Source organism: Arthrobacter sp. Cza30, from assembly GCF_059090765.1.
Map to the genome: position 1 here is coordinate 282000 of NZ_JBNHGA010000007.1, position 26080 is coordinate 308079.

13 protein-coding genes are annotated in these 26080 nt (G+C 65.2%); 2 read left to right on the top strand and 11 right to left on the bottom strand.

The genetic code is table 11. The annotated features are described in order from the left end of the window. Positions 1-355: 355 nt before the first annotated feature. Both AC5RVZ_RS24070 and AC5RVZ_RS24075 read right to left on the bottom strand, forming a co-directional pair. Complete coding sequence (locus AC5RVZ_RS24070; RefSeq protein ID WP_494068157.1) at positions 356-2989, bottom strand: helix-turn-helix transcriptional regulator; 2634 nt, start codon at positions 2987-2989, stop codon at positions 356-358. Next, complete coding sequence (locus AC5RVZ_RS24075) at positions 2986-5739, bottom strand: helix-turn-helix transcriptional regulator (protein ID WP_494068158.1); 2754 nt, start codon at positions 5737-5739, stop codon at positions 2986-2988. Before AC5RVZ_RS24075 ends, AC5RVZ_RS24070 begins: the two co-directional genes overlap by 4 nt. 426 nt (positions 5740-6165) lie before the next feature. Between AC5RVZ_RS24075 and pssD the strand changes: the two genes are divergently transcribed. Then, a complete protein-coding gene (gene pssD / locus AC5RVZ_RS24080) occupies positions 6166-6615 on the top strand; it encodes a PssD/Cps14F family polysaccharide biosynthesis glycosyltransferase (RefSeq protein WP_494068159.1) in 450 nt (149 codons plus the stop codon). Continuing rightward, on the top strand, positions 6612-7238 hold the full coding sequence (locus tag AC5RVZ_RS24085) for a glycosyltransferase (RefSeq protein ID WP_494068160.1): 627 nt from the start codon (positions 6612-6614) through the stop codon (positions 7236-7238). The genes pssD and AC5RVZ_RS24085 overlap by 4 nt, the downstream gene beginning before the upstream one ends. A gap of 706 nt (positions 7239-7944) precedes the next feature. Here AC5RVZ_RS24085 and pth read toward each other — a convergent pair. The 9 genes from pth to AC5RVZ_RS24130 all read right to left on the bottom strand — a co-directional run bounded on the left by pth (position 7945) and on the right by AC5RVZ_RS24130 (position 26059). After that, positions 7945-8538 (bottom strand): aminoacyl-tRNA hydrolase, encoded by a 594-nt coding sequence (pth, locus tag AC5RVZ_RS24090; RefSeq protein WP_494068161.1) that lies wholly within the window; start codon positions 8536-8538, stop codon positions 7945-7947. A 115-nt stretch (positions 8539-8653) separates the two neighbouring features. Next, the gene (locus AC5RVZ_RS24095) at positions 8654-9256 is read right to left on the bottom strand and encodes a 50S ribosomal protein L25/general stress protein Ctc (protein ID WP_494068162.1); all 603 of its coding nucleotides are present in this window, start codon (positions 9254-9256) and stop codon (positions 8654-8656) included. Between the two features lie 188 nt (positions 9257-9444). Then, complete coding sequence (locus tag AC5RVZ_RS24100) at positions 9445-10464, bottom strand: M20/M25/M40 family metallo-hydrolase (protein WP_494068163.1); 1020 nt, start codon at positions 10462-10464, stop codon at positions 9445-9447. A gap of 200 nt (positions 10465-10664) precedes the next feature. Beyond that, positions 10665-11915 (bottom strand): heparan-alpha-glucosaminide N-acetyltransferase domain-containing protein, encoded by a 1251-nt coding sequence (locus AC5RVZ_RS24105; RefSeq protein WP_494068164.1) that lies wholly within the window; start codon positions 11913-11915, stop codon positions 10665-10667. Between the two features lie 22 nt (positions 11916-11937). Next, a complete protein-coding gene (locus AC5RVZ_RS24110; RefSeq protein WP_494068165.1) occupies positions 11938-17181 on the bottom strand; it encodes a Pls/PosA family non-ribosomal peptide synthetase in 5244 nt (1747 codons plus the stop codon). A 364-nt stretch (positions 17182-17545) separates the two neighbouring features. Next, positions 17546-19036: an aspartate kinase gene (locus AC5RVZ_RS24115; RefSeq protein ID WP_494068166.1), complete on the bottom strand. Its 1491-nt coding sequence runs from the start codon at positions 19034-19036 to the stop codon at positions 17546-17548. A gap of 101 nt (positions 19037-19137) precedes the next feature. Further along, positions 19138-20496, bottom strand: a complete 1359-nt coding sequence (ectB, locus tag AC5RVZ_RS24120) for a diaminobutyrate--2-oxoglutarate transaminase (RefSeq protein WP_494068167.1) — start codon at positions 20494-20496, stop codon at positions 19138-19140. Positions 20497-21092: 596 nt separating this feature from the next. Then, positions 21093-23795: a LuxR C-terminal-related transcriptional regulator gene (locus AC5RVZ_RS24125; RefSeq protein WP_494068168.1), complete on the bottom strand. Its 2703-nt coding sequence runs from the start codon at positions 23793-23795 to the stop codon at positions 21093-21095. After that, entirely contained in the window at positions 23792-26059 is a 2268-nt protein-coding gene (locus tag AC5RVZ_RS24130; protein ID WP_494068169.1) for a LuxR C-terminal-related transcriptional regulator, read from the bottom strand. Before AC5RVZ_RS24130 ends, AC5RVZ_RS24125 begins: the two co-directional genes overlap by 4 nt. Positions 26060-26080 lie beyond the last annotated feature (21 nt).

The window sequence follows — 26080 nt, forward strand, 5'->3', positions numbered from 1 at the left end:
TCTCCCCCCAGAAATGCACTTCCCACTCTTGTCCGGCAGCGGATGCCGCAGCCGTCCTTTATACCTGTACGGGTAACGCCCCCCGACAATCCGCGGACTCCCTGCGCCCTTGCAGGGCCGGTGTTTCCGTACCCTCAGAAGCCTACGGAAGCGCACCTGAGGGTGTGCGCGTATCGGCTACCGGATTCTCTGCGGCGCTACTCACGTTTCTGCCTCCAATTCTGCGGCGCAGGGAGCGGCAGTGGGCGCGAAGAGGGGGCCTTTGCCGGTATCGGGACGCCGGATACCTGCACATGGAACGACCACTACCGGCGGCGTACTCGTCTCTGGCAGTGGTCGTCCCCTCGGGCTGCGGCTACAGGTGTTCGCGCCCCAGTTGCTCCCGGCGGTTGATGCCCAGCTTCTCGAACATTCGGTAGATGTGGCCTTCGACGGTGCGTACCGACAGCGAGAGCGCTTCCGCGATCTCCGCATTGCGTTTGCCCGCGATGACCAATGCCGCGATGTCTCGTTCCCGTCGTGTCAGCGACGTAGAGGACGGGACCTCCCGGGCGACGGGTGCCGCCTCCTGCCACTGCGCCAGCAGTGCGTTGATGCGCCTTTGGGCGGGCCGGTTGCGTTCCGCCTTGGAAATCCGCAGCGCCTCGGACAAGGTGTGGAGCCCAAGGGAGACCAGCCCTGATGAATGCATCTCCTCGGCCGTGTGCACCATTTGCTCCAGTCCGCCTGCGTCCGCCGCCTCGCAGTAAAGGGCTGCCAACTCGGCTTCACTCCCCTCAATGGAAGCGGCCAACGTGCCGATTTGGCCGATCCTGCCCAGGTCGCCCAGCTGAATAGCCAGGAACCTCAAGGCGAGTTCGAGGGAACTCCACCCCTGATTCCCCGCACTGTCTGCCAGGGAATGCAGTTCGGACAGCGCCTTGGTGCCGGGAAACTGCAGCAACCGGGCGGCAGCAGCCATTCCGGCGCTGAAAAGGCCGGAAGGAGTAGCGCTGCCGGTCTCCGCCATCGCGTAATCGGACAAGTACCGCCCGGCCTGCTCATCCTGCCCGTTCAACATCGCGAGATACCCGCCGACGGCGAGCGCCACCGGGCGCAGGCACAACGGGTCGTGGTGTTCCAGTTCCACCGCAGCCCCGGCCAGCGTGCGGTAAGCCTCGGCATAGTCGCCCCGGCGTCCGAGGATGATCGCGGCCGCCAGGTCGACCGTTCCGCCGTAATGGACCAGCCCGTTCGGCCTTGCGGCCCGAAATCCAGCCACTGCTTCCGCGGCGTCGTCCCAGCGCCCCGCCGTCAGCAGCGCAGTGATGTGCCGGGCAACGACAAATTCCCGGCTTGCTACCCGCGGCTCATGCAACTGGAGCGACTGGAGCGCTTTGGTCGTTTCCCCTACCGCGGTATCGGCTCGCCCGGTGACCGTATAGACCTGTGCCAACAGCGCGCCGGCCACCACCTGGCACTCCAGATCCTGGGCGGTGGACGCCTCCGCAACGAGCGCCGCCAGGGGGCCGCTCGCGGCCGTATATCCGCCGTCGGCTATCAGACCGCGCAACTCGAGCAGCCGGAGGCTCCGGTCAAGCATCCCGGCCTGCTCCATACCAGGCGCTGAATCGGAGCGGGTTGGCGCACCCTTTGCCCCGTCCGACCAGGCCTTGAGGCTGCGGTGCGCCCACTGGTGGAAGGGATGCGGCCCTTGTGCTGCCAGCAGTGCTGCCTCCCGAGCCTGCTCCGGATTACCGGCCGCGGCAACCAACTCCTCGATGAGGGGCCCGGACGTGGGATCGGAAGGGCACATCGCCCTGGCCCGCTGCAGCTGTGCCGCCCAGCGGAACTCAACTGTCAGCACGGCGCCGGCCGACCGTACGGCAAGCTCTGTTTCGCCCGCGTTGTTGGAGGTTATTGCCGCCTGCACCAGCTCATCATCGGGCAGCTGTACACCACTGTCGAGCGCCCACTTTGCACGCCGGAACAGCATCTCGCCCGACCCGCGGTCCTGTAGGACCGCCTCCATCTTCCGGTACAGCCGCAGCCTTCGGAACACCGGAACCAAAGCCGGCAGTGCCCGGGCGTGAACCGGGTTGCGCAACCAAACCCGAGGTTCGGGCGGCGGCGAGATCTCGATGAGTCCGTTTTCCATCAGCCGGTCGATGGCCTGCACGTTCCCGCATTCGAACATTATGGTCAGGGGGACGGCCCCGAGCAGAGCCACGAAATCCAATACTTCGCGCTCGTCGGCGCTCAATTCGCGCAGCTCCCGTTCGATCAGCTCCGAGAGGTGGACGTCCGCCTCCGGGAGCACATCGCGCACGAGCCAAATGCCGCGGGTCTGTACCAAGCGCCCAGCCTGCCGGGCCTGATCCAGCAGGCTTAGCAGGAAGAGCGGGTTACCGCCGCTGGCCCGGGCAAGGATGGCACTGGCACTGGCCGCGGTTTCCCCGCCCAGGACCTGGTTGCACAGTTGGTGCACTTGCCTCTCGCTGAGCGGCTCCAACGACCGGCGGTGCAGCAGCCCCTCGACCGCCTCTCCCAGGACCGTGGGCGGTTCGGCCAGGCTCGGTCGACTGAGCAGCAGCGCTTTGACCTGCATCGAGGCGACCAGCTGGCCGAGAATTTCCGCGCTTCCCGCGTCCAGGTCGTGGGCATCGTCGACCACCAGCAGGGCTGGCTGCAAGCCGGTTGTGTCGGCCTGCAGCCGCTCCGTCAGCGTGCGCATGGTGGAGAAATGCGAGCCCAGTTGTTGCGCGGTCAAGTTTGTGAGCAGCGGCGCCAAGGCGCCGTACGGGACCGAGGAAAAGGTCCGGCTGGCGTGGACGCGAAACGGCCGTACGTCGTCCGCCAATTCCTGCAGTACGGCGGTCGCAAGGGCGCTCTTGCCGAGTCCGGATTCAGCAACGATCCAGGTCCCGTTGCCACTGCGGATGTTCTCGGCGGCAGCCATGACATCGGCGTCCCGCCCCACCAGCCGGCGTCCTTGACCTGCATCAATCATGACGCCGAACCCGCCGCTCCCAGCAAGTCGCGTAAGTCGGCGCGGCCGGAGACATGAAGCCTGGCAAACATCTTGCCCAAGTGCCAATCAACGGTCCGCGGCGACAAGTGCAGCCTTCGGCCCAGTGCCGCGCTGCTGCTGCCTTCGGCGGCCAACTGCGCCAAGGTCAGCTCGAAGGGACTCAGGGACGCCAGCATCGCAACGATGGTGCTGCTGTCCCGGAGCATGCGGTATCCCGCGTTTTCCATGGCGCGTGCTTTGCGGGCCGCCGCGCGGTCGCCTCCGGTGACCGCGGCGCTTTGGGCGGCTCGCGCCGCGTCGTAGCTGAAAAGGATGTCGCCCAGGGCGGCCGCGGCATCGGCCGCCTTAAGCAGTATCTCGGGGTTCTGGGACATCAGGCCCTCGCTGTACTCACTGCAGAGCCGTGCGGCTTCGCCGTCACAGGCGGCGGCTGATGTCTGTAGCTTCCGTGCATAGGACCTGCCGCCGACCCGCGCGGCTGCCGCATGGAAAATCATGGCCGCGGCAGAATTTCCGGCGGCCAGTTCCTCGGCACCGGTCTGATCCAGCACCGCTGCTGCGTCGTCCCCCCGCCGCAGCCGCTGGGACGCAAGGATGCTGAAGTATTCGGTGGCGCGCCGCGCCAGCCGGCGTGAACCTGCCGGTGAAGCAGCGGCAGCGGCCAGGTGGCGTCGGGTATTGTTCTCGTCCGCCAGCAGCGAGTAGGCGTAGGCGGCCGCGGCGTTGGCAAGGCCGGCGCCGCCGCTGTTGCCGGTGACCTTCAGCTGGCTGATGGCCGGCAACAGGGCAGCAAGTGCCTTTTCGGCCCGGCCGGCGCGGGCGTGGACGAGCCCCAAGGCGAGCTCGCTCCCGTCGCCGCACAGGGACGCCCCCTCCTGCGCCGCGGAGGCTTGGCAATAGTCCAGGCACGCATCAAGCTGGCCTGCCACGATGAGCGACGCGAAGACCCGGGTCCCCACGAAGTTGCGCAGCCCCTTGGGCAAGCGCTGATCCGCCAGCTCTGCCATCAGCATGTTTCCCAGGCTGAGGGCATCCGTTTGCCGGCCCATGACCGCAAAGGCTTCGCAGAGAAGGGCTCCGGCGCGGAGCCTGATCTGCGGAGGCTTATCCCAGTCGTCGCGCAGCAGCTGGATTAGCTCGGGGACTCGGCCGTAGCGGCCGTCGAAAGCGGCCTGCTCTGCTTCGATCAGCAAGGATTCATCGAACGCGGTTTCCAGTATGTCCTTCGTCCGGGCGGCAGCACCGAGTGCCTGGCCGCCGTCGTCGGCCACCGCTAACGTCGTGCGCACTTCCGCGCCGAGCCTTTCGCGCAGGCGCTTCAGATCCTCCAATCCGTCGCCTACGGTTCCGCCCGTGGCCCGCGAAACGGCGAGGCGTTCGCCGGCCAGCGCGGCCAGGGCGGCCGCGGGTTCCTTGCCGTCCTGCGGACCGGAGGACGCGAGCAGGGCAGCGGCCTGGCCCGGTTTTCCCAGCAGGAGCAGGGCCCGGACTTCTTCCCGGAGGCCGGCCGCGCCGCGCTGTTGCCGGCCCAGCGCCCTGACCAACTGCAGGGCGCGCCCCGGCTCCAGTTCGTCGTTGGCGGCAGCAGCAGCCCGCAGGGTCTCTTCCGGACTCAGCGCGGCGCCTCCTGCCAACGCCCAGAGGCCGAGATCCGGCAGGTAGCGCTCCGGCGCTTCCCCCGGGTGCAGGACGTGCGCCACCTCATCCCACAGTTCACGCGTCCGGCCGGGAGTGAGCGTGCTCTTGACGACTCCGCCCAGGAAATGTCCGCCCACCCGTACCAGCGGGTCGACGCCCAGGTCGACCGTGATTATGCCGCGGGCCTCCAGGTGTTCGAGAGCCAGCGGATCGGCCAACCGCTGCAGAGCCGAGAGCGTGATGCCGCCTGCCAGTGCCAGTTGCTCGACCAGCCGGCGGTGCCCCGGAGGCAGTTGTTGCAGCCGCGGTCGTATCACGTCTGCAATGTCGCCGGTGAAAACGAGCGGCTGCGCCAGCACCCATGTCCCGTCCTGCTCAACCAAAGTCCGTGCTGCCACCTGGTCTTGAGCCAAGACCCGCAGGTAGCGGGGATTTCCACCGGTGTTCCGCCACAACGAGCGTGCCGCAACGGTAGATATGTTGCCTCCGAGAATCTCGGTCAGCAGCGCCTCACTGTCTGCCGGATCCAGCGGCGCAACGTCGAATCGGCGGAGATCTCCATCGATCCACAGCTGCATGAAGGCGCCGTCGCCGGCGGCGACGCCCTGGCTGGCCACCGCAAGGGTGACGACTCCGGCGCGTGCCAATTGGGCCAGGGCAGCTGAAGTGAATGCGTCCAGGTTCTCAGCGTTGTCCACAAACAGGACAATGCGTTTGCCCTTGGCACGGTTCAGCAGCGTGGCGGCGATTCCCTCGAGCACGAGCGCTGGGTGCTCCAGTCCGTCGTCGCCCACGCCCCGGAGCAGGATTCCCAACGGGGCATAACGGGTGCGCGACGAGGCGTGGCTCCCCCGGACAAATTCGAGGTGCGTCTCCGGGCCGAACATTTTCAGCACTTGCTGGGCGATGGTGGATTTCCCCATGCCGGCAGCACCGATCAGCAGCACTCCCTGGTGTCCGGGTTTCAGTGCCGCGAAGATGTCCTCTGCAAGGCGGCGGCGCCCCGGCGAGATAGAGTCGGTAAGCGGGCCACTCATCGGCCCATTAAATACAGCAGTCATCAGCGTCTCCCCCCAAAGTCGCTCAGGCACGGCGGTACGTTACTACCGGCCATGCCTTCGCCGGCCGCAGGCCGCGTTCCCCCAAGGTCCGCAAGGCCCGATCCCCAACCGGTGTGGTCCACAGTCTAAAGCCGATTTCATGCGGCGTCTACGGAGAAAGCGCCTCCGTTTGTGCAACCTGCAGGTAGCAATGATGCGCCGTGGTCAGGTAATGCCCGTAGCAGTCACCGTAAAGATGAGTGTCTTACCGCCCTGCTCCGGGGAAGCAACGTGTTTCCCCGGACCGATTGACCGGCAAACCCGGTAGCGGAAACGGCCCCGGCCGGCGCAGCTCCTGGATCCCGGTAAGCACCACTCGTGTATCCGCCGCCACCGGTCAATAGGCTCGCTTCATCACCGCAGAGGTCGGTGATCCGGGGTGCCTTGGGGCGCATCCCGGTAGGGGGAGGATCGCGCATGAAAATCATGTTCGTGACGTCGGCGGGCGGGCATTTGGCCCAGCTGCTGCCGTTGGATAAGTGGTGGAGCCAGCACGCCCGCAGTTGGGTGACGTTCCAGCGGCCCGAGGTCGAGGCTGCTTTGCACAACGAAAACGTCACCTGGTGCTTTTATCCCACCACCCGGAATGTCCGCAATGCCGTCAGAAACCTGCTGCTGGCCTGGCCGACGCTCCGCCGGGAGCGCCCCGACGTGGTAGTTTCCGTTGGCGCCGGCGTGAGTGTCCCGTTCTTCCTGGTCGCCCGCCTGCTCGGCATCCACACGGTGTACATAGAGTGCTTCGACCGGATTACCATGCCGACCCTGAGCGGCCGCCTCTGCTACCCGTTATCCGAGCTCTTCTGCATCCAGTGGGAAGAACAGCGGCGCTTCTATCCCGAAGCCGTGAACATTGGACCGGTCCTGTGAACGGCGCGCACCCCGCTCCGCAGATCGTGGTCTCTTTGGGAACGGACCATCACACGTTCGACCGCCTGGTCGACTGGATCGACGAGTGGCTGGCCGGTGTTCCCGATCCGCCGTCGTGCCTGGTGCAGCACGGAGCCAGCCGTGCGCCCCGCCACGCCGACGGGGTCACCAGGATGCCGCGCGAGGACTTGCTGGCACTGTATCGAACTGCCACCGTCGTCGTCGTCCAGGGCGGGCCAGGGTCCATCCTGGACGCCCGTGAAGCTGGCCACTTGCCGATCGCGGTGCCCCGGCGGCCGGAACTGCGGGAGGTCGTCGACGGGCATCAGATCGCGTTTACCGAGACGATGGCGCAGCACGGCGACGCGATCCTCGCGCAGGACCAGCGGTCATTGGCCGCCGAACTCGAGAAGGCGCTGCTCGACCCCTCGTCTGTTCGTACGACGCCGCGCGTTTCTTTGGCAGCCGAGGCTGCCGAACGGCTCAGCGCGGAAGTCGAACGGCTGGAGAAGACACCCACAGGGCCCATTGCCCTTCGCCGTATCCGGCAGCTTCTGGCGCTGCGGCAGAAGGAGGTTCACCCACACGCGGGGGCGAAAACTCCACGCGTCGTCCGAAACTAGGCCTGCGGCAGTCCGGATCGAGCCGGAACTGCCGTAGTCCCACTAGACGGGGACGAGCCCGCCTGCGCAGGCGGGCAGAATCCCCGACCGAAGGGTTGCGCTGCGTTAAATGCCCCCGACGCAGCGCAACCCGAGGTTTGCCCGCGCCGAGGTTTGCCAGCGGCACGCCTGCATCGGAACGGCCATGAAAAAGGGGCCGACGATGGGATGGGGGTGGCCCAGTCTCGGAGGCCGCCCATCGTCGGCCCCGCTCAGGGAGCCACTCAGGCTGAAACGATTTTATGCACGGTTGGTGCCGACGTGCCAGTTGACGGTTGTGTGACGCCCGCGGGGGCCCTGCCCACCATCGCAGCCTGTGCTCGACGGCGGCGCAGCTGACGTCCGCTACGGCGATCCCTGTTGCTCCCGCATCTGACCGTCTTTCCTGCGAGCCCGCTTGTCTTGGTTATCCAGCAAGGACCGACGGGGCCTGGGGGGAAGGTTCCGCCTGCGCGGTTCCTCTGGCTTTCACCAACCCCGCCGGTCCGCTGGATGCGCGTGGGACTTGAGCCCCACGCGCACGGTATGGCGGCACCGCCTTGGCGGCGCAGCACCACTTTCCCAGCGTAAAGAGGCGAGGGTGAGCTGACACGAGTAGTCGCCACTCGTTCTTAGGCCAAGTTGCTGCGCCTATGAACCGCGGGATACCCCAGCGGTCTCCTGACACTCACCCCTGCTTGGCATTGGCGTGGAACTTTTGCTGCGCGGCCAGGAGCCCGTCTACCAAGAGCAGTTCGACGGCGTCTGCTGCATCGTCCAGGAGGAAGGGCAGGTCTTTCTTCTCGGCACCTGAGAAATCACGCAGCACATAGTCCGCCGTGTCCATTCGGCCGGGCGGGCGGCCAACGCCTATGCGGACCCGGTAGTAGTCCTTGGTCGCCAGCGCCTTGGACATGTCGCGGAGGCCGTTGTGCCCGCCCTCTCCCCCGCCGATCTTGAGTTTGATCGTATTGAAGGGGATGTCGATCTCGTCGTGCAAGGCGACCACGTGGTCCGGTTCGATCGAAAAGAACCGGCACAGCGCCGACGTCGGGCCCCCGGACAGATTCATGAACGTCAGTGGCTTGACGAGCACGACCCTGGGCCCGCCAATTCCCAGACGCCCTTCCAGGACCTGCGCGTGCGCCTTGTGTGACTTAAACGAACCGCCGACCCGGCCGGCCAGCTCGTCGAGGGCCATTTGGCCGACGTTGTGCCGATTGCCGCTGTAGCCGGGGCCCGGGTTGCCCAAACCGATGATCAGCCAGGTGTCGGTGCTCACGTAGACGGGTGCTCCTCGGACGGTAGATGCGAAGGATTCAAGATCATCCTAGGGATAGACCAAAGCCCCCGGCGAATGCGCGAAGGCATCGCCGGGGGCTTTGAAGGCAGCGTCGTTACTCGGCCGGAGTTTCGGCAGCAGGCTCGGCGGCTGCGCCCTCTTCAGCGGTTTCAGGCTCGGCCACGGTCGGAGCGGAAACCGCGGCGATCACGGTGTCCTCGGGGATCAGCAGGCTGACGCCGGCGGGCAGCTGAATGTCGGTGGCATGAACGTGCTCGCCAACCTCGCGGCCTTCAACGTTGATGGTCAGCGCCTCCGGCAGAGCGGTCGCATCGGCCTCGACCAGAACGGTGAACTCTTCCAGGTCCAAGATAGCGCCCGGGGCGACTTCGCCCTCAACATGAATGTTGACGTCGACGTGGACCTTCTCGCCCTTGCGGACGGTGAGCAGGTCAACGTGCTCGATGATCTGGGCGATGGGATCGCGCTGGATGTCCTTGGCCAGGGCCAGGTGCTCGTTCCCGTCAACGTCCAGGGTCAGCAGCGCGTTGGAGGTACGCAGCGCCAGCGTGGTGGCCTTCTGCGGGAGCAGCACGTGCAGCGGCTCGGCCCCGTGGCCGTAGATGACGGCGGGGATCTGGGCGTTGCGGCGGGCCCGGCGCGCGGCGCCCTTGCCGAATTCGCTGCGGACTTCAGCTGCAAGCTTCTGATCGGACATGATGTTCTCCTTGTGCTGGGTGGTTTTAAGGCGGGTGCCTAGAGACCGACCCGCCGCACCGATACCAGTGCAGAGAAACGAAGCTGCTAGCCACCGTCGATAACGGAGGACCGGTTCCGGCCCTCCCTCGCCTAGGCAATGCCAGAAGTTTATCAGGGTAAGGCCGCCGGCCCGAATCCTGCAGCCAGTCACTCCAGGGCGCTGCTGTCCTCAGCCAGGCTGGTGGCGGCATGTATGATCGCGTCGGTCATGATGCTTAGCGCCTCCAGGTCGACGTTGCTGATGTCATCGCCCGGCTTGTGGTAGTTCGGATCGCGTGGTTGCCGTGCAGCGCCGCCGAAGAGGATAGACTCCCGGACCGACTTCTTTTCGTTGCTGCCGGTGAAGAGACCGCCCACAGGAATATCTTCCTCGATGAACGCCACTTGATCGGAATAGAATTCCCATCCCGTGGGCACCCAGGGTTGGGCTTGGGAGTCGAAGTAGTCCGTGAAGAACTCCATGATCTCCACCGAACCGTCGGGTACATTCCACCAGGAGTCGTCATCGGGTTCCCGAGGGTCGTAGACGGCGATGACGTAGTTGGGTGAAGCCACCATGTCGATGTTCAGATAGGCGGCGATGTAGTCGAGTTCGCCGCTGTCGTGCTCCGCCAAGTCCTCGACGTAATGCCTGGAGCCGAACGCCTCCGGAAATTCTTCCGCCCCCCACCACGCGAAGCGCACCTTATTGTTGGGTTCACCCCGTTGACTGAGTTCTTGCGCGGCCTCCAAAAGAGCCGCAGCACCGGAGGCGTTGTCATTGATTGCCGGACTGTTCCGCACCCCGTCGAGGTGGGCGCCAAGCATGATCACGTTGTCGGCGCTGCCGCCAGCCGTCTCGGCAATGATGTTGAACGACTCGTAGCTTTCGCCACGCGTTTCGAACGTGAAGTACTGGCGCGTGCTTTCATAACCTGCACTCTCGAGTTGCCGTTCTACGTACTGAGCCGCGGCCTCATATCCGTCGCTGCCGATGGCTCGGTCGCCGTGGTCATCCGCAATTGCTTGAAACTCTTCCAGGTGCTCGTACACCGTGGAAGCCTGCGCCTGCGGCCCGGATTGCTCCGCCCGCACAGAGGCCAGGACAAGCGCGCCGAGGAGAACAACCAGCCCGAGCGCCGCGACGACGACAAGGGATCTCCGGCGCCGGGGCCAGTGCAGTTTCATGTCGTCCTCATGTGTGCAACATCACCACAGCATTCTAGCTGCCGACTCCATCGGCCAAGCAATGTCCGATGACAGGTTTGGACTCGTCAGGATGAGCAGGAATGAAGGGAGACCCGAGGGGAACCGGGGCCGGATCATGAGGCGGTACCTAAGGGTCGGTGCAGCCCAAAGCACCCCCCCGGTAGGCAGGAGGTCCCGGATCAGCGGGGAGCCGTTCCTGAGGCAGCAGGGGCGCCGGACGATCCGTCGTCCACGATCTGCCCGAAGTTTTTGGCGGCCGCAGCGACCGGTCTTTCCAAGGGGCCTTGCCCCAGCCAGCGGCGCCAGATCAAACCGAACGCCACGGCGACCGTTAGATGCACAATAAACCACACGAAGGGTGCCTCGTAGTGCACCTCGGGGCTGAGTGCGAGCAGGTGCGCGGAATAGAGGGTTAGTGTCATCGTGCCCATCGCGGCAAGTGGTGCCAGCACGCGTCCGTCCGCCCGCTCGGCGAGGAGGAACAGGCCGGTCACCAACAGGCCGAGGCCCAGGCTGCTGGCGATTGCCAGCGGCATGTTGGAGTGCGGTGTCGCGATGGCGAGCCACCACGCGGAGGTGTCCGGAATGATCCCCGGCCCAAAGACGAGACCATAGTCCAGCTCTTCCTCCGTCATCCCGCTGGTGGCGAGCAACTGCTCGAAGCCTCCCATGGCGTACAGCAGGATGGCTGAGGCTGCGTTGGCGAAGATTGCCAGGCCTGCACCGATACCGGCGATGTATCCCTGCACTCTGGGCTTTCGCAGATCCAGTCGTCCGATCCCCATACCGGTCAGGATGTAGCACATGTACGGCAGCGCCGGATATGAGCCGGTCAGTAGTAAATCCGAGGCGACGCCGGTCGGTTCGAAGAAGAGATGCCCCACGGTGGGGTTGAACGTCGACGATGTCGGGAGCATTGGATCCAGCTTCTGCAGCAGGATCGGCGAGACGATGCCGAAGACGGCCGCACTGATGAACAATGTCCTTGGCCGCAGGTGGAGGAAAGGAATGGCGAGCAGGAAGAACACCGAGTAGTAGATCAAGATGCCGTAGGCGGGAGGATCCTCCTGCTGCAAGAAGGGCGCGATCGCCAGGGCTATCACCCCGATCAGGACGGCCCGCACGGCCAGTCCCAGCCGGTCCCCCGCCATCCTTCGCCCGGTGTGCGGTCTGTACCCGCCCGAGGCCAGGGCCAAGCCTACTCCGGCGAGGAGGGCGAACAGCGCGGCGGAGTCCCCGGCGAACAGGATCCATGCCAGGGTCGGCTCGCCGGTGTCCTCGTTCGCGTCCGGCAAGATGTGAATGGCGATCATCCCGAGAAGGGCCAGTCCGCGGGCCGCGTCGATGCCGGCCAGCCGCCTCCGGCTCTGCATCCCCTGAGCGCCTGCAGGGTCGACGTCGCGTCCCTGGCTGTCCTGGATAGCGCCCATCGTCGTCCTTGTCTTCCGGTGCCTAGACAATTTCCCGTGCGGGGTTGCCGCCATACCGCGTGCCTTCCGGCACTTGGCTGCCCTTCATCAAAAAGGAATCGGCTTCCAGCACCGAACCGTCGCCCATGACGACGTCGTAGAGCAGATAGGCGCCCACCCCCAAGGTGACTCCCCGGCCGATGGTGATGGTGTCGAGTTTGAAGACGCCATCCTCCATTGAGTGGCACTGGACGACGCTGGCGGTATTGAGAGTCGTGTCGTCCCCGATGGCCACCAACGTCTTCTCCGGGATGACGCACCCGTCGTCAAAGACCCGCTTGCCCATCCGGACACCATGCAGGCGCCAGAACAGGGGCTTGAACGGGGTCCCGTCGAAGAAATAGAGCGGATACGTGATGAACTTCCAGAACCGTTCGTGTCGCCAGAATTGCACGTCATAAATCGAGCATACGGTCGGGACCATCGCTTTGAACCCCTGCGCGGCACGCTCGAGCACGATGAAGAAGGCGATCATGAAGGCGCCAAAGCAGACGGTGCCCATGTAGAGGCCGAGGCCCGGAACACCCGGGAACAGGATGATGGCGAAGGAGAACGCCAGCATGCCGGTGAGGACGAGGATCCAGCGGCTGGCGAGGTACAGCCCAATCGACAGTGCATTGTGCCGGTTCTTGGCCGGCAGCCGGCGGACGATTTCCTCCCGGCGGTCGATCCTGAGGAACGCTGTGTCCCGATCGACCGACCGGGGAATCTCGAATGCAGGTGAACCGAGCAGGCCGACGTTTTGCCGGACCTCGCCGTCGATGGGAATCATGACTTTGCTGCCGAACAGAACGTTGTCGCCCACACGGGCGTCGGCGGGATACGGAATGTCGTTACCGAAGAAGTTCTTTGCCCCGATTTTCACCTCGGAAACCTGGAAGGACGTACTTGAGTAGTTTGCGTTGATGATCGACACGCCGTCGGAAATGATGGTCCCGGATCCCACGGTGGTCAGGTACGGGTTGTCGTGGTCGAGTTCCGTCCCGAAGTTCGATCCGGTCTGCTCCAGGTTGGGCTGTTTGTAACCCAACAGACGGAGGTAGTGCACTATCAGGGAGCTGTCCCCGCTGATGTGCATGAACTGGAAGACATTGGTCATCCGGAAGATGAGTCGGTGGGCCGCATAGCGCAGACCGTACAGCGGATAGGCCCGCCCCGGTTTGAGGAAGAGGTTAAGCACTCGAGGAACCGTCGACATTGCCGCCAGAACGGCGAGCATGCCCCCGAACAGCACGACGAAAGAAGCGAAGGCCAGGTCCAGGTAGAACCCCGGGTTGGCATGGTTCAAATGGCCGCTTCCCACGTAGGCCGGCAAAAGCAGCGCGATGGCCAGTAGAAGCAGCGGGCCGAACAGGACCGTGTTACTGACCAGGAGGAAGGCACTGTAAATGACCCGCCGCACCCGGCTGCACCTCAGCGGCTCGACCAGCCGGTAGTTCACGTCGGCCGGGACCGCGGGGGATCCGTGCCAGCTTTCGCCGGCGGGGACGGACTGCTGTCTCTGGAGCGACGACGAGTGGCCCAGTTGCGCTCCGTCACCCATCGAAGTGCCGATGTCCAGCACGCACCTCTCGCTGATTAAGACGTCCTGGCCAAGCGTGACCCGGCCGGTCTGGATCCAGCCGTTGTGGGCCCGGTAACACAGGTAGAACGTATCCCTGTTGATCACCGTCCCGCTGCCGATCGTCAACAGGTCGGTGCACACCGGAGTGATGGGCGTGAGGATGGTGACGTTGGCGCCGACCTTTGCCCCCATCAACCGCAGGTAGAAGGGAAGAATCGGGGTGCCGACGAAGTAGGCCAGCGGGTTGAGCCTGACCAGTGCACGGACAAACCAGAACCTGACGTAGGCCAGCGACCAGATGCGGATGTTCTGCTCTTTCCACCGTCCCAGGATCAGCCATTTGAGCACGATTGGCACGATGCTGAGGGCCAGAAAGAAACTGACCCCGACGACGACCGCACGTCCCCAGATCTCCAGGATGCCGGCCCCTGCTATGACCCAGGTGTAGCCGACCACGATCGCCGTGATGAAAGCATAGGAGTAACCGATGGCGAGCGCCGCCTGCAGGAAACCGCAAAGCGCGATGTCGAACGTGGCGATCCGCCCTCGTTTGGGCCGCGGGTCCGGTTCCTGTTCCGCCCACGCGTCCGCGGCGGCCGGAGCAGTGATCGCCGCGGCGAGCGCCCGGATCGTCGGATGCTCGTAGATGACCTGCAGGTCGACCGGCGGCAGGTCGGTGTTTGTGCGCAGCGCGGCGGAGAAGCGCGCGACTAACAGGGAGTTGGCCCCAAGGTTGTCGAACACGTGGGCCTCGACGGAGACGCGTCCCAATCCCAGCACGGCGGCAAGCTGCTCGGCCAGAGCGGCCTCGGCGTCCGTCGTCGGCTCGCAGTACTCGGCGTCGGACGAAGCGCTCACCCGGTTGCTGGGCGTCGGCAGGTTCTTCCGGTCGGCCTTGTCGCTGGGCAGCATCGGCATGGTCTCAAGCTGCTCGTAGAAGGCCGGGATCATGTAGCTTGGCAGTCGGTCGCGGAGCTCCTCCCTGATCTCCTCGGGCGCGAGGGCGGAGACGCCGTTGCGCAACGTATAGAACGCGGCAAGCTCGGTCATCCCCGGTGCTGATTCGTGCGTTTCGACTACTGCCTGCGCGATCCCCGGGATTTGCAGAAGCACCGATTCGATCTCGGACAGCTCGATCCGGTAGCCGCGGATCTTGACCTGGGTATCGATCCGGCCGTAGTACTCGATCAGCCCGTCGTCGGTGATGCGCCCAAGATCTCCGCTGCGGTAGATGCGTCCCGAAGGGTTGTTCGGGATGCCCAGAAAGTCGGGGATAAAGACTGAATCTGTCTTCTCGGGATGATTCACGTAACCCACGGCCAGCCCGATCCCGGCGATGCCGATCTCCCCCATTTCGCCCCGCGGCAAAGCCCGCGGTTCCTCGGGGTCCAGGATCATGACCGTGTAGGTCGGTAGAGGCTGGCCGAGGGTGATCGGTTTGTCGGGATGCATAACGTCCCACGTGGCAGTCACGGTCGCTTCGGTAGGCCCATACACATTAAGAAATCTCCGGCCCGGCCGGTGCCAGCGCTCGGCCAGATCGCGCGGGCAGGCCTCCCCGGAGACCAGCAGAAAACGCAGGTCGGGGAGCTCATGCTCCAGTGTGGCCAGCAGGGTGGGTACGCAACACATCGCTGTGACACGGTTGTCGATCACGAACCGTTCCAGGTCGGCCCCGAGCAGGCTCTTCGAACTCGGCTTGGGCACCAAGGTCGCGCCGACCATCCACGGCACCCACATCTCCTCGACAGAAAAGTCGAAGGCGATCGTCAGTCCCTGATAGACGCGGTCGTCGCTCTGATATCCGTAGACCTCGGCGGCGACCCGGACGAAGTTGCAGATGCTGGTGTGTTCAATGGCCACCCCTTTGGGGCGGCCCGTGGACCCCGAGGTGTAGATGACGTAGGCCAAGTTCTCGACAGGGGCGGGCTTCTCACTGTCTGTGAGCCGGGAGCCGGACAGGGAGGCAATGTCTGTGGCGGCCGTGTCCAAACTCAGGGCGCGCGGGCAGTCCTCCGGCAAGAGACCGGCCAGGTGGCTCAGGGTCAGCACGCGGCTGGCCCCGGAGTCCTCCATGATGTAGCCCAGCCGGTCCGGCGGAAATCCGGCGTCCAGCGGTACATACGCCGCTTGAATCTTCAGCACCGCCAGTATTGAGACGTAGGACCAAACCGCGTGGTCGAACAGCAGCGCGATGCGGTCGCCGGCGTGGGCTCCGTCGGCGAGCAGGTACCGGGCCAGCTGATTGGCCCGTGCGTCAAGCTGATCGTAGGTCAAGGTCGAGTCTTCGGAGTCGACGGCCAACTGGCCTGCCCGGCCTTCGCGGCGCAACGAGTCGCAGCGGCTCTCGAAGAGCGCTTCCAGCCGCTCCCCCGGAGACCACCGCACGCTCTGGTGGTGCGGGGACTGCAACAGCAACGGGTTCAAAGTGGCTGTCATCGCTTCCTGGATAAGGTCAGCCGCTCGTGCCGGATCCTCCGAGCGAACCTCGTGCGGCGCTGCGGTGAGCCCCGTCTCGGGGCGCCCGGCTCGGCGTCCGGCGAGTCCGGCATGTCCGCCGGTGCCGCCGACAAATACCGGGCCTTCGAAATCGGCGCGGACAAGGTCTCCAGTGCGGTATGCCCGGGGCCAGCCGAGGGTGTCCAGGGGGGCATATCTCTCGGCATCATCACCGGGATCGAGGCACCGGCCCAGGCCGACCCCGCCGATGACCAGCTCTCCTTCTTCGCCCCAGGCGACAGGCTGGTCGTTCCTGTCCACGACGGCCAGTTGCCAGCCGGGAAGCGGCCGGCCGATGGGTGCCGGGGTCGCCCCATGGGCCAAAGCACAGGCGACGGCGGCCTCGATGGGACGGTACGTGGTCCATACTTCCCTGCCGGGGGCAGCCAGCCGCGCCGCAAGATCCGGTGGGCATTCCTCGCCGAAGATCAGCAATCGGACGTCTTGCAGCTGTTCCGTCTGCCATAGTGCAGCCAGGGCAGGCACAGTTGGGACTACGGTGATACCCCGTGACACCAGCCACGGGCCCAAGTCTTCGCCGGAGCGGATGACTTCGGGAGGTGCCGGCACCAAGCAGGCGCCGTGCCGCCAGGCCAGCCACATTTCGTCGCACAGGCCGGACCTGCCGAAGAGACCGGCCAGCACACGATCGCGGGGCCCGAGCGGGTCCTCGGCGCAGAAGACCGACGCTTCAGCGTCCACGAAGGCGGCCGCCGACCGGTGTGAAACGGCGATTGCCTTGAATCGGCCGGTTGAGCCTGAGCTGGCGGTGACCCATGCATCGTCGTCGGCGGTGGGCGGTCGTGCTTCCCCATGGGCGGGCGCTCCGATGACGGGACGGACCCGAAGCCCGGGTCCGACTACCGCGCATACTCTAGCCTCTTCCCATACCAACGCGGCCCGGTCACCGAGCTCGTCAGGATCGACAGGGACGCATGCCGCTCCGCGAACGAGTACGGCCAGCACTGCGATGTAGAGGTCGACCGTACCAGGGGTCATCAGGATTCCGACCCGGTCTCCGGCACTGATCCCGCGTTCGCGCAGGTCCAGGGCCAGGGACTCGATCCGATCCAGCAGCGCCAGGTAACTCAATGAGGTGGTGCCGTCATCCACCGCTACCGCGTCCGGGTACTCGTCCACGGTGCCAAAGAGAATGTCCAGCAAAGTTCGAGGGATCGGGGCAGGCCCCCCTGAGTACACTCCGGTGGCGGGAGTGATTGTGCTGCCGGCCCGCTCGTTGGCTCCTGCCGGGGCATGGTCCCTTGGAGCAGCCAGCGCGACTAATTCTTTGGGCGACGCCTTATGCGCCCCGGCCGACGGTCTCCGTGCGTGGGACTGCCTGACCAGCATGGTCGTGTCCTCTGATCCAGGGTACGAGTTCTCGGCTGGAGCCATTGGTGCCTCCCGTTTCGGCGGTGCACGTGGGTGTAAGGGGTCACTGGGGCCAGTCCCTGCTCGCTGGGACAGAAAGCTGAAGTTCTTAGGCCGGCACGGCACCTAACCTCGGACCTTTCCTTTCCGGCAGGTATCATGCGGAAGATCCTGGTTGCGTAGCGGCGAGCGCCTGAACCCCGAACTGCGGAAGCGTGTCTGGCGTACGGTCCCTCACTGCTTCCTGTTCCGGCGGCCCGAGGCCGAAGGCGTTCTGGAGCGCGCGGACAGCATCGGCAAGCTCATCGGCGCGTGCCACGGCCGCAATGCACAGCTCCGAGATGGAGATCATTTCGGGACTGATCCCGGCGTCCGAAAGCGCCCTGAAGAAGGTGCTGAGGGTAGTGGGCGAAGAGCGCATCCCGAGTCCGGTGAGCAAGACCTTGCCCACTTCTCCCCTGTGATACAGGGCTTCGAATCCGATGCGGCTCCGGGCCGCGTCCAGGGCGGCAAGGGCTGCCGAGGCCTCCGTGGACGGGAGGGTGAAGGTGATATCGGCGATTTCGGTCGCCGCGTCCCGCGGATTCTGGGCAATCATTTCGATGTTCAGACCCGATCCGGCGAGTTCCTGAAGGAGTCGTGAGGCTGTCCTCGAGCAGGCTGGGATACCGGCGACCGTGACTTGTGCCGCGGAGTTAACGCTTGCCACGCCCGAAACCAGAGTCTGTTCGCCTGCGTGCGCATCCGAAAGGGGCTGGTCGAGGCCGGGCAGGATCATGGTGCCCCGCTTCTGCACGAACGAAGATCGGACATGAATCGGAACACCGAAGCGGCGGGCGTATTCGATGCATCGGAGGTGGAGAACTTTTGCCCCCGCGGCTGCGAACTCAAGCATTTCCTCGCTGGCGAGCACGTCGATCTTGCGGGCATTGGGGACGATCCGCGGATCTGCCGTATAAATACCGTCGACGTCCGTGTAGATCTCGCAGACGCTTGCACCCAAGGCTGCCGCGAGCGCGACGGCGGTCAGGTCCGAACCTCCCCTCCCAAGAGTGGTGACCGTCTTCCCTTTGCGGCTTTTGCCCTGGAACCCTGCCACGACGGCGACCTCATCGTTCTTCAGGCAGGTACGTATTCGGCGCGGATCGACATCGATAATGCGTGCTTTGCCGTGGCAGTCGTCGGTGATGAGGCCCGCCTCGCTGCCAGTGAAGGTCCGGACATCGACGCCGAGATCGGCCAAGGCGATCGCCAGCAAGGCCGCGGAAACGAGTTCGCCGGTCATCAGCAGGGTGTCGAGTTCGCGGGCCGGGGGATGCGGCGAGACACTGGCCGCGAGATCCAACAACTCGTCGGTGGTGTCGCCCATCGCGGAGACGACCGCAACGACGTGATATCCGGATGCCTGTGTCTCAGCCACGCGTTGAGCGGCGCGTCGAATGCCGTCCGCATTCGCTACCGACGAACCGCCGAACTTCTGCACGATGATGTCCGCTGGTCGTCCCGCCGCGACCGTCGCCGCCGGTCGTTCGCCCCACGGCAGCGGCCCGCTGATCGTCGGGGCGCTGCGCGGCAGCTCGAATGAGTCCTGCGCCATGCGGACAGCAGCTTCATCCATGGCTTCATCTATGCGCTTGAAGTTTTTCACCCTGACCCCCAATCTTGCTGGGCTGCCGCTGCACCTCGGGTGCGGTCGCCGCCCCGCCACAAGTCCGGCTTCCCCTGCTGCGCCCGTCCAGAGCAATCCGCCTATTTGCCAATGTGTGCCCGGCCCGGCGTGCCCGCTGCCTGCAGCAGCGCCGAGCTGGACGCCCGTGGCCTTGGCACGTCCCCACCACGGTTTCCCGGCACTTCGACGTGCCGTTCACCGGCGACCGACCGGACTGCCTCTGCCAGCAGGTCAAGCCCGCGCGTCATGTTTTCCGCGCTGATAGTCAAGGCAGGCATGGCCTTGAGCACTTCTCCCTCCGGCCCGGAGGTTTCCACCAGCAGGCCACGGGCGAAGGACTCGGCGGCAACTTTTCGTGCCATTGTCGGGTCCGGAAAATACACGCCGGCCAAGAGCCCTCGACCACGCACAAGGGCGCCTTCGATGCCGGCCGCCATCGTTGCCAGAGCTGCATGCAACTGTGCTGACCGTGCCGCGATGTCGCGTTCGAATCCCCGGCCGTTCCAGAAGTGCTCCAGGGCCGCTGTCCCGGTCACGAAGGCCGGGTTGTGGCCGCGGAAGGTGCCGTTGTGCTCCCCGGGCTTCCAGATGTCCAATTCGGGCTTTAACAGCATGACGGCAAGCGGCAGTCCGAAACCGGACAGCGATTTCGACAGGCAGACAATATCGGGGTGGATACCTGCTTCCTCAAAGCTGAAGAACGTGCCGGTACGCCCACAACCGGCCTGGACATCATCGACGATCAGAAGCACGCCGTGCTCGTGACAGAGATCAGAGAGTCGCCGCAGCCACCTTCCACTGGCCGCCCTCAATCCTCCCTCGCCCTGAACCGTCTCGACTATGACTGCGGCGGGTTTGTCCAGTCCGGACCCGCTGTCCTCCAACGCATGCTGCAGCCACAGGAAATCTTCCGTGGGCTGGTCGAAGTAGCCGTCGTAAGGGAAGCTGGAGGCGTTATTGAGCGGAACTCCCGCGCCTTGGCGCTTTAGTGAATTCCCCGTTACCGCCAGGGCACCGAGGGTCATCCCGTGAAACGCATTGGTGAAGCTCAACACCTGGTGACGGCCGGTAACCTTGCGCGCCAGCTTCAGCGCTGCTTCGACGCTGTTCGTCCCGGTGGGGCCGGTGAACATGACCTTATAGTCGAGACCGCGCGGTGCCAGGATTAGTTCCAGGAACGTCTCCAGGAATCGCCGCTTCGCCGTCGTCTTCATATCGAGTGAATGAATGACCGACCCGGAGCGCAGGTAAGTGATCAGCGGCTCCAGCAGAAGCGGATTATTGTGCCCGTAATTAAGTGCTCCTGCGCCCGAAAAGAAATCCAGGTACTCCCTGCCGTCCTCGCTATGCAGCGTGTCCCCGGCGGCGTAGTCGAAAACGGTATCCCAGGTCCGGCAGTAGCTGCGGACCTCCGACTCCAGAGAGGTAAAAATATCCATCAGTTGCCTGCCTTAGCTGTCGTTGGCCGCCGCCCCGGGCACGTCTCCTTCGGGCGAGGGGAGCGTGTGAGTGCCGGGATCCAGGCGCGGACAACCCCGGCGTCCCGTCCTGCTGCCTCGGACCGTGCGGGACCGCCGCATGTGTGAACATGCGTGTGGCATACCCTCGAGACCTTGACGAGTTCTTCGATCATGACGATTCCCCAATCTGTCCAACCGGGTCCCCAATCCGTTCCGCCAGACGGATTCTGCGATCGACCAGCGCGCGCTGTGCTCCTGCGGGGATGCGCGATGCTGCCCGTGTCCCAAGCGAGGCCCGTACCCCAATACGGCTGCCGGGATGGATGTCACAGCCCGCCGACGCATGCCCGCGGACTGTCCCGGAAACCGATAACCGTCGAAAGCCTCACGCCCCCTTGTGTTTCCGAAGCTTTCGACAGTTTCAGCCTAGGAAGCGGCTACGTTGTATGCCCAAGTAGCCGACACTCGACTTAAAGCGACAATCCGGCCGATTCCTGCCCCGGCATGACCGACGGCCTACTTGCTGCTTCGCGGGCGGTACTTGGATCCGCGCGTCAGATACTCGCTGTTGGCCCTCACTGATCAAGTACTTCGGCATACCGGATCAACTGCTGGCGGTTCTCGACCCCGAGTTTTCGGTATATCCGGTACAGGTGTCCCTCGGCGGTCCGGGGAGAGAGCGTCAAGGACTCGGCGATCTGCTTGTTGCTGGCGCCCCGGCGCACCAAGAGGACAATTTGTTGCTCCCGCGCGGTCAATGCCGGTGCACTCCCCCGGGCACGCTCGGTCGCAGGAGTCGTGACGCCGTCGAGTCGGCGCAGGGCTACCCGCAATTGGTGCAGTGCACCGTTGTGCTGGCGTTGAAGCCCTTGCCGCTCGTAGATGCCCGATGCCCAGGACATCGCCGTGGCCGCTAGAAGATCTTTGCCTGCCCGCGTTGCCACCTCGGCTGCTGCCATCAAACCCCCCGGATCCGATGAGGCCCTGCTGGACGCGACAGCCGCCAAAGCCTGGGTTTCGGGTCCGTCCAACGGGGCGCACAGCTCCGCGAGACGGGCCGCCCCGCTACCGTCCCCGAGCAGGAGCTGATGCTCCAGGATCTCCTTCTCTGCGCTGACCCATCCCGCGGCACTGGCCGTTGCCGCGCCGGCTTGAAGTTCGTCCAGTAGAAAAACAGGATTCGGGCCTGCCGTTTCCCGCGGGCCCCCGCGGTTTATTGCAGCAGCCGCAGCGTAGGCAGAGGCTACAAGCAAACGCGGGCGGCTCCCGGCGCCCGCTTCTTCTTGCAGGCCAATCCGGAAGTCCTTGGCTTGCCCGCCGTTGCCCAACAGAGCCGCTCCGGCTGCTGCAGCTCCGAGCACGGAGGGAAGCAGCATCCCCTGATCCTCATGGCGCAGCGGGCCGATACCTTCCGCCAACGATTGGACCGCGGGCTTCATCCGGCCCCTTCGAAAGAGAAGCAGTCCCCGCAGAGCGGATTCATTGCCTGAAAACCAACGGTGCCGGCACGGCGCGGTCCTGCTGTATTCATCCAGGGCGCGTTCGGCCTCCTGGTAGCGGCCGGCGATCAACAGGGACTCCAAATTCCGGGAGAAGACAAAGGGATAGAAGGCCCGCAGCGAGGGAGTTGCCGCGACCAACTTCAGGGCCTCTGTCCCGGCTTCCGCCGCCTGCCGGAAGCGGCCGGTTTCCGCCAGGCAAAGCGCCTTGACGGTACCGGCAAGCAGCCGGGTAACTCCAGCATCCTCAGGCCCAGGGGCAGGGGCGTTCGCCAGCCGATCAAGGGCTGTCCCGAAGTCTCCTTCCAACATGTGCGCATAAGCCTGCAGCAACCAAGCACCGGTTGCTGCATCCAGGCACGCGGCCGCTGCGACCGGAGCGTCGCCCGGGGCCGTCGAGGGTTGCGCCCCCGCTGCTTCCATCCAACCGGAGGAAATCTTTTCAAGCTGGGCCCGGTAGCCGGCTTCCGGCTCCACGAGGGACGCCCGGAGCAGCGCGGCGGCCGCGATTGTCCGATGGTCCACGTTCTCATGGATCAGGTCCAGTGCCGTTTTGGCCTCCGAGCTGTCACCCAGCCCCCAATGAGCGCGCGCTCGTTCCACCAGAGCGGCAGGCTGGCCGTTGGTGCCGGCATCGGCAAGCCTCAAGGCCAGCGGATGGTCACACTCGTCATTGGCGGCACACGCGGCACGCAGTGATTCTTCAGGTGACGGCGGCCGGCCGGCGTCAACCTGCCAGCGCACCAGCTCCACCCTGGCTCTCTCAGGCGCAGGTTCCAGACGGTTCATGACGTCCAAAAATTGGTTGAGAAGTTCCCCGCTGCAGCCTGCGGGCACCATGGATCGGATAACCTCCGCGTACGGCGGGAACCGAAGCCGCACGGCGAGGTTTCCGGTGCGCATATCCGCCAACAGCCCCATCTCCTCCAAGGATCGGATCGCCGTACTGTCGAAGAGGGCACCGGCCGCTGCAGCGGGCACGGAGCCGGCCAACGCCGCGATGTCTACCACACGCCGCTGAGATGCCTCCAGCCCGTTAACCAGTCCCTTGAACAGATCAGTGGTACCTGGATCCAGGCCAGTGGGCTCCCGGGTCATCCGCCACACTCCGTGGTGCTGCACCACATTGCCGGCTGCAGCAGCGTGGGCGGCCAGGGCCTTCAGGAGGTGCGGATTTCCCAAAGACTTGTGCTGCAGCATCAGCACCGTCCCGCCCGCTACGGTCCCTCCGAACATCTGTTCAAGGGCGTTGCGGACTTCCGCCGTCGTGAGCGGCGACACTTCGAAGGCTTCCAGGATCCCGTCCTGGCACAATTCAAGGAGCTCCCGCGGCTGCGCGCTCCAGCTTCTACAGAGCGCAAGGATCTTGAGCGAGCGCGCCATGACCAGTTGCGCCAGCAGGTGGCTGCTCGCGTCGTCCAGATCATGGACATCGTCGACAATCAGCAACAGGGGACGAGCCTCGCCTGCGGGGCCCTTGGCAAGGGAGGAGCGCACCGTCCGCAGGACTGCCAGCGGAGATTCCAACTCCGCGGGGGTCACTCCCCTCAGATAAGGAAAGAGCGCGCCGTAGGGCACCTGTGCCAGGGTTGGTTCGGCCCGTGCCCGCTGCACCCGCACCGTGTCCCCAAGGTTCCGAACAACCTCATCCGCGACAGTGGACTTCCCTATGCCCGCGTCTCCGTAAAGCACCGCGCCGCCGGTTGCCTGGCCGGCGAGGCAAGCGGTCACCGCATCGACGAGGTTCCGGCGCCCGCCCCCGGAGCCGGACACGTTCATGCGGTTGAGCCAGGGGACTCCGGAGCCAGCATCTCGGCCAACTCTTGACGGCTGCGAATGAGCAGTTTGGAAAATACCTGATACAAGTGGCCTTCGACCGTTCTGGTCGAGACACCCAGTTCCCGGGCAACAGCGTGATTGCTGCGGCCCTCGGCAACAAACCTGGCAACAGCCTGTTCACGCGCCGTGAGGCGCCCGCGCCAGGCGGCCTCGTAGCCTGATTCCGTCCCGTCCTCAAGGAGTGTACGAACCTTGCGCCTGACCCTGCGGAGTACATCGGCCCGTCCCGATCTGTCTGCGGCCTCCTCAGCCTGGCCGGCCACGTCGCGGGCAAAGGTCAGTTGACCGGCTCGAGCCGCTTGCTCGGCCGCTTGGAGAAGCAGGCTGGCGTTTCCGGCAGCGAGGCCCTTCGCATACGTTTCGCAGACACCGGCGAAAGGTCCTTGGCACCGCGTGGCAAGCGCCAGCAGCCGTTGATCCTCGTCCACCCCGGATAGACGCGCCATGGCCGCCAGCGCCATCATCTCGAGTGCGCCGACCGCCGCCGACCGGTCCGCAGCCGCTTGCTGCCGCAGCAGCCGCAGCGCACCTTCGACGTCGCCGCTGGCCGCCCGTGCCATGGCGCGAAAATGCCGTTCCAAGCGGCCAATGAGCCAGGGGCTTGCCCCGCCGCCGGGTGGCTTTGTTCCCGCCTCGCCGCCGGCTTCATTGAGCATGGCCCGGCAATAAGCCGAGGCCGCTTCGGCCAAAGGTCCCAAGCCGTCGGGATCCGCTTCCGACAACTGCGCGCGGGCAGAGCGCAGCAGGCCCGCTGCAGGGTGCAGATCACCGGTCAAGGCCAGCACGATGCCGTCAACGAGTTCCTCCCACGTACCGCCGGGATCACCACGGCGACCGCACTGGCGGATATGCCCGGCGGAGTCCAACCAGGAGCCGGACAGCAAGTAGGCTGCGGCGCGGTGCTGGTGGATCTCCAGGCGGCGTTCTTCAGCCACCGTTGCAAGGTCGGGCCACGGCTCGTCGGCAACCGCCAGCGCATCGTCACTGCGCCCGGTGACTGCCAAGGACTCGCAGAGCAGGGCCCGGCTGAGCAGCCTCTGCCACGTCGGGACAAAGGGATCCTCTGCACAGCGCCGAAGCAGGTCTACCGAGCCAGCGTACTCACCTTGGAAGACCATGGACCGGGCCGTATCCAGCGGCGGCACCAAGCCGTTCCGGACTGGTTGCGGGTGGCTGTGGAGGGCCGTCCGGGTCACGGCCGCTGGCCGGGACCGATAGTGGCCGTCGGGCGACGTAGCGCGGAGGGCCTCGGCCATGAGCCTGTCAGCGATTTCGGCCACTGGGGCCGGACGGTAACCGATGCCAACTATCCCGCGATACTGCAGCTGGTCCAAGGCACCGCCGCGCCCGGTCGCCTGCAGATCGGACAGGGGAAGACCACCGGATTCCGCGAGTTGGCAGGCGAGATCCAGAACGTCGTCGTTCAAACCGCTCAGGGTCGCGCACACAGTGCTCACCGTGGGCGGCCCCAGCCAGACCGGTTTTCCGGTGTGGACCCATACGCCGTTCCGTTCCCGGAGAGCACCTGAGGATAAGTAATCCCTGACCAGCAACGGAACCAGCCTTGGACTCCCGCCGGAATGCGCCTGCAGCACCCGCGCCGCTTCGCGTGAAAGCCGTCCGTCCAGCCCGGTCGCAGCCAGCTGCCCAACTTCCGACTGATTCAGCGGGGGCAGGTCGATCCGCCGCATTCGCGGGTCGTGGCCCAGGCTCAGGAACGCCGGCGGAACCGCCGAAAAATCCCGGGCGAGAATAATGGTTCGTACGTCTCCCCTCGTGACCAGTTGGCCGATCAGTGTCGCGGAGTCGCCGTCGATATGCTCCGCATTGTCGATCAGCAGGACGATGTCTCTGCCGCCGGCTGCCTGGCTCAGTTGTTGTGACAATCCGTCCAGAACCAGCATCGGGTGCGTCAGTTGCGAGTCATCCAACTCGGCCAGCAAGTATGTCAGCGCCCCGTAGGAGCGGCTGCGCGCGTACTCTGTGCCGCGCAGTTGGACGACCAGGACGCGTTCCCCAAGATGTTCAACCACATGCCGTGCCAGCAGTGTCTTCCCGTATCCAGAGGGCGCGACGACGACTGCGCCCGCGGATCCCCTGTCCGTCAGCGCTACAAGAACCGCTCCTGCGGCCTCCACCCGGCCGATCAGAACGGTGTCCGGGCCGGGCACAAGCGCATGACTGAATAAAGTGTCAGCCTTCATGGCGAGACCGTCTTTCTTCCC

What these genes read in the sequence shown, in the direction of transcription:
- AC5RVZ_RS24070 (WP_494068157.1), bottom strand. Translation starts at nt 2,989, where the DNA reads ATGATTGATGCAGGTCAAGGACGCCGGCTGGTGGGGCGGGACGCCGAT.
- pssD (WP_494068159.1), top strand. Translation starts at nt 6,166, where the DNA reads ATGAAAATCATGTTCGTGACGTCGGCGGGCGGGCATTTGGCCCAGCTG.
- AC5RVZ_RS24095 (WP_494068162.1), bottom strand. Translation starts at nt 9,256, where the DNA reads ATGTCCGATCAGAAGCTTGCAGCTGAAGTCCGCAGCGAATTCGGCAAG.
- AC5RVZ_RS24100 (WP_494068163.1), bottom strand. Translation starts at nt 10,464, where the DNA reads ATGAAACTGCACTGGCCCCGGCGCCGGAGATCCCTTGTCGTCGTCGCG.
- AC5RVZ_RS24105 (WP_494068164.1), bottom strand. Translation starts at nt 11,915, where the DNA reads ATGGGCGCTATCCAGGACAGCCAGGGACGCGACGTCGACCCTGCAGGC.
- ectB (WP_494068167.1), bottom strand. Translation starts at nt 20,496, where the DNA reads ATGGATATTTTTACCTCTCTGGAGTCGGAGGTCCGCAGCTACTGCCGG.
- AC5RVZ_RS24125 (WP_494068168.1), bottom strand. Translation starts at nt 23,795, where the DNA reads ATGAACGTGTCCGGCTCCGGGGGCGGGCGCCGGAACCTCGTCGATGCG.
- AC5RVZ_RS24130 (WP_494068169.1), bottom strand. Translation starts at nt 26,059, where the DNA reads ATGAAGGCTGACACTTTATTCAGTCATGCGCTTGTGCCCGGCCCGGAC.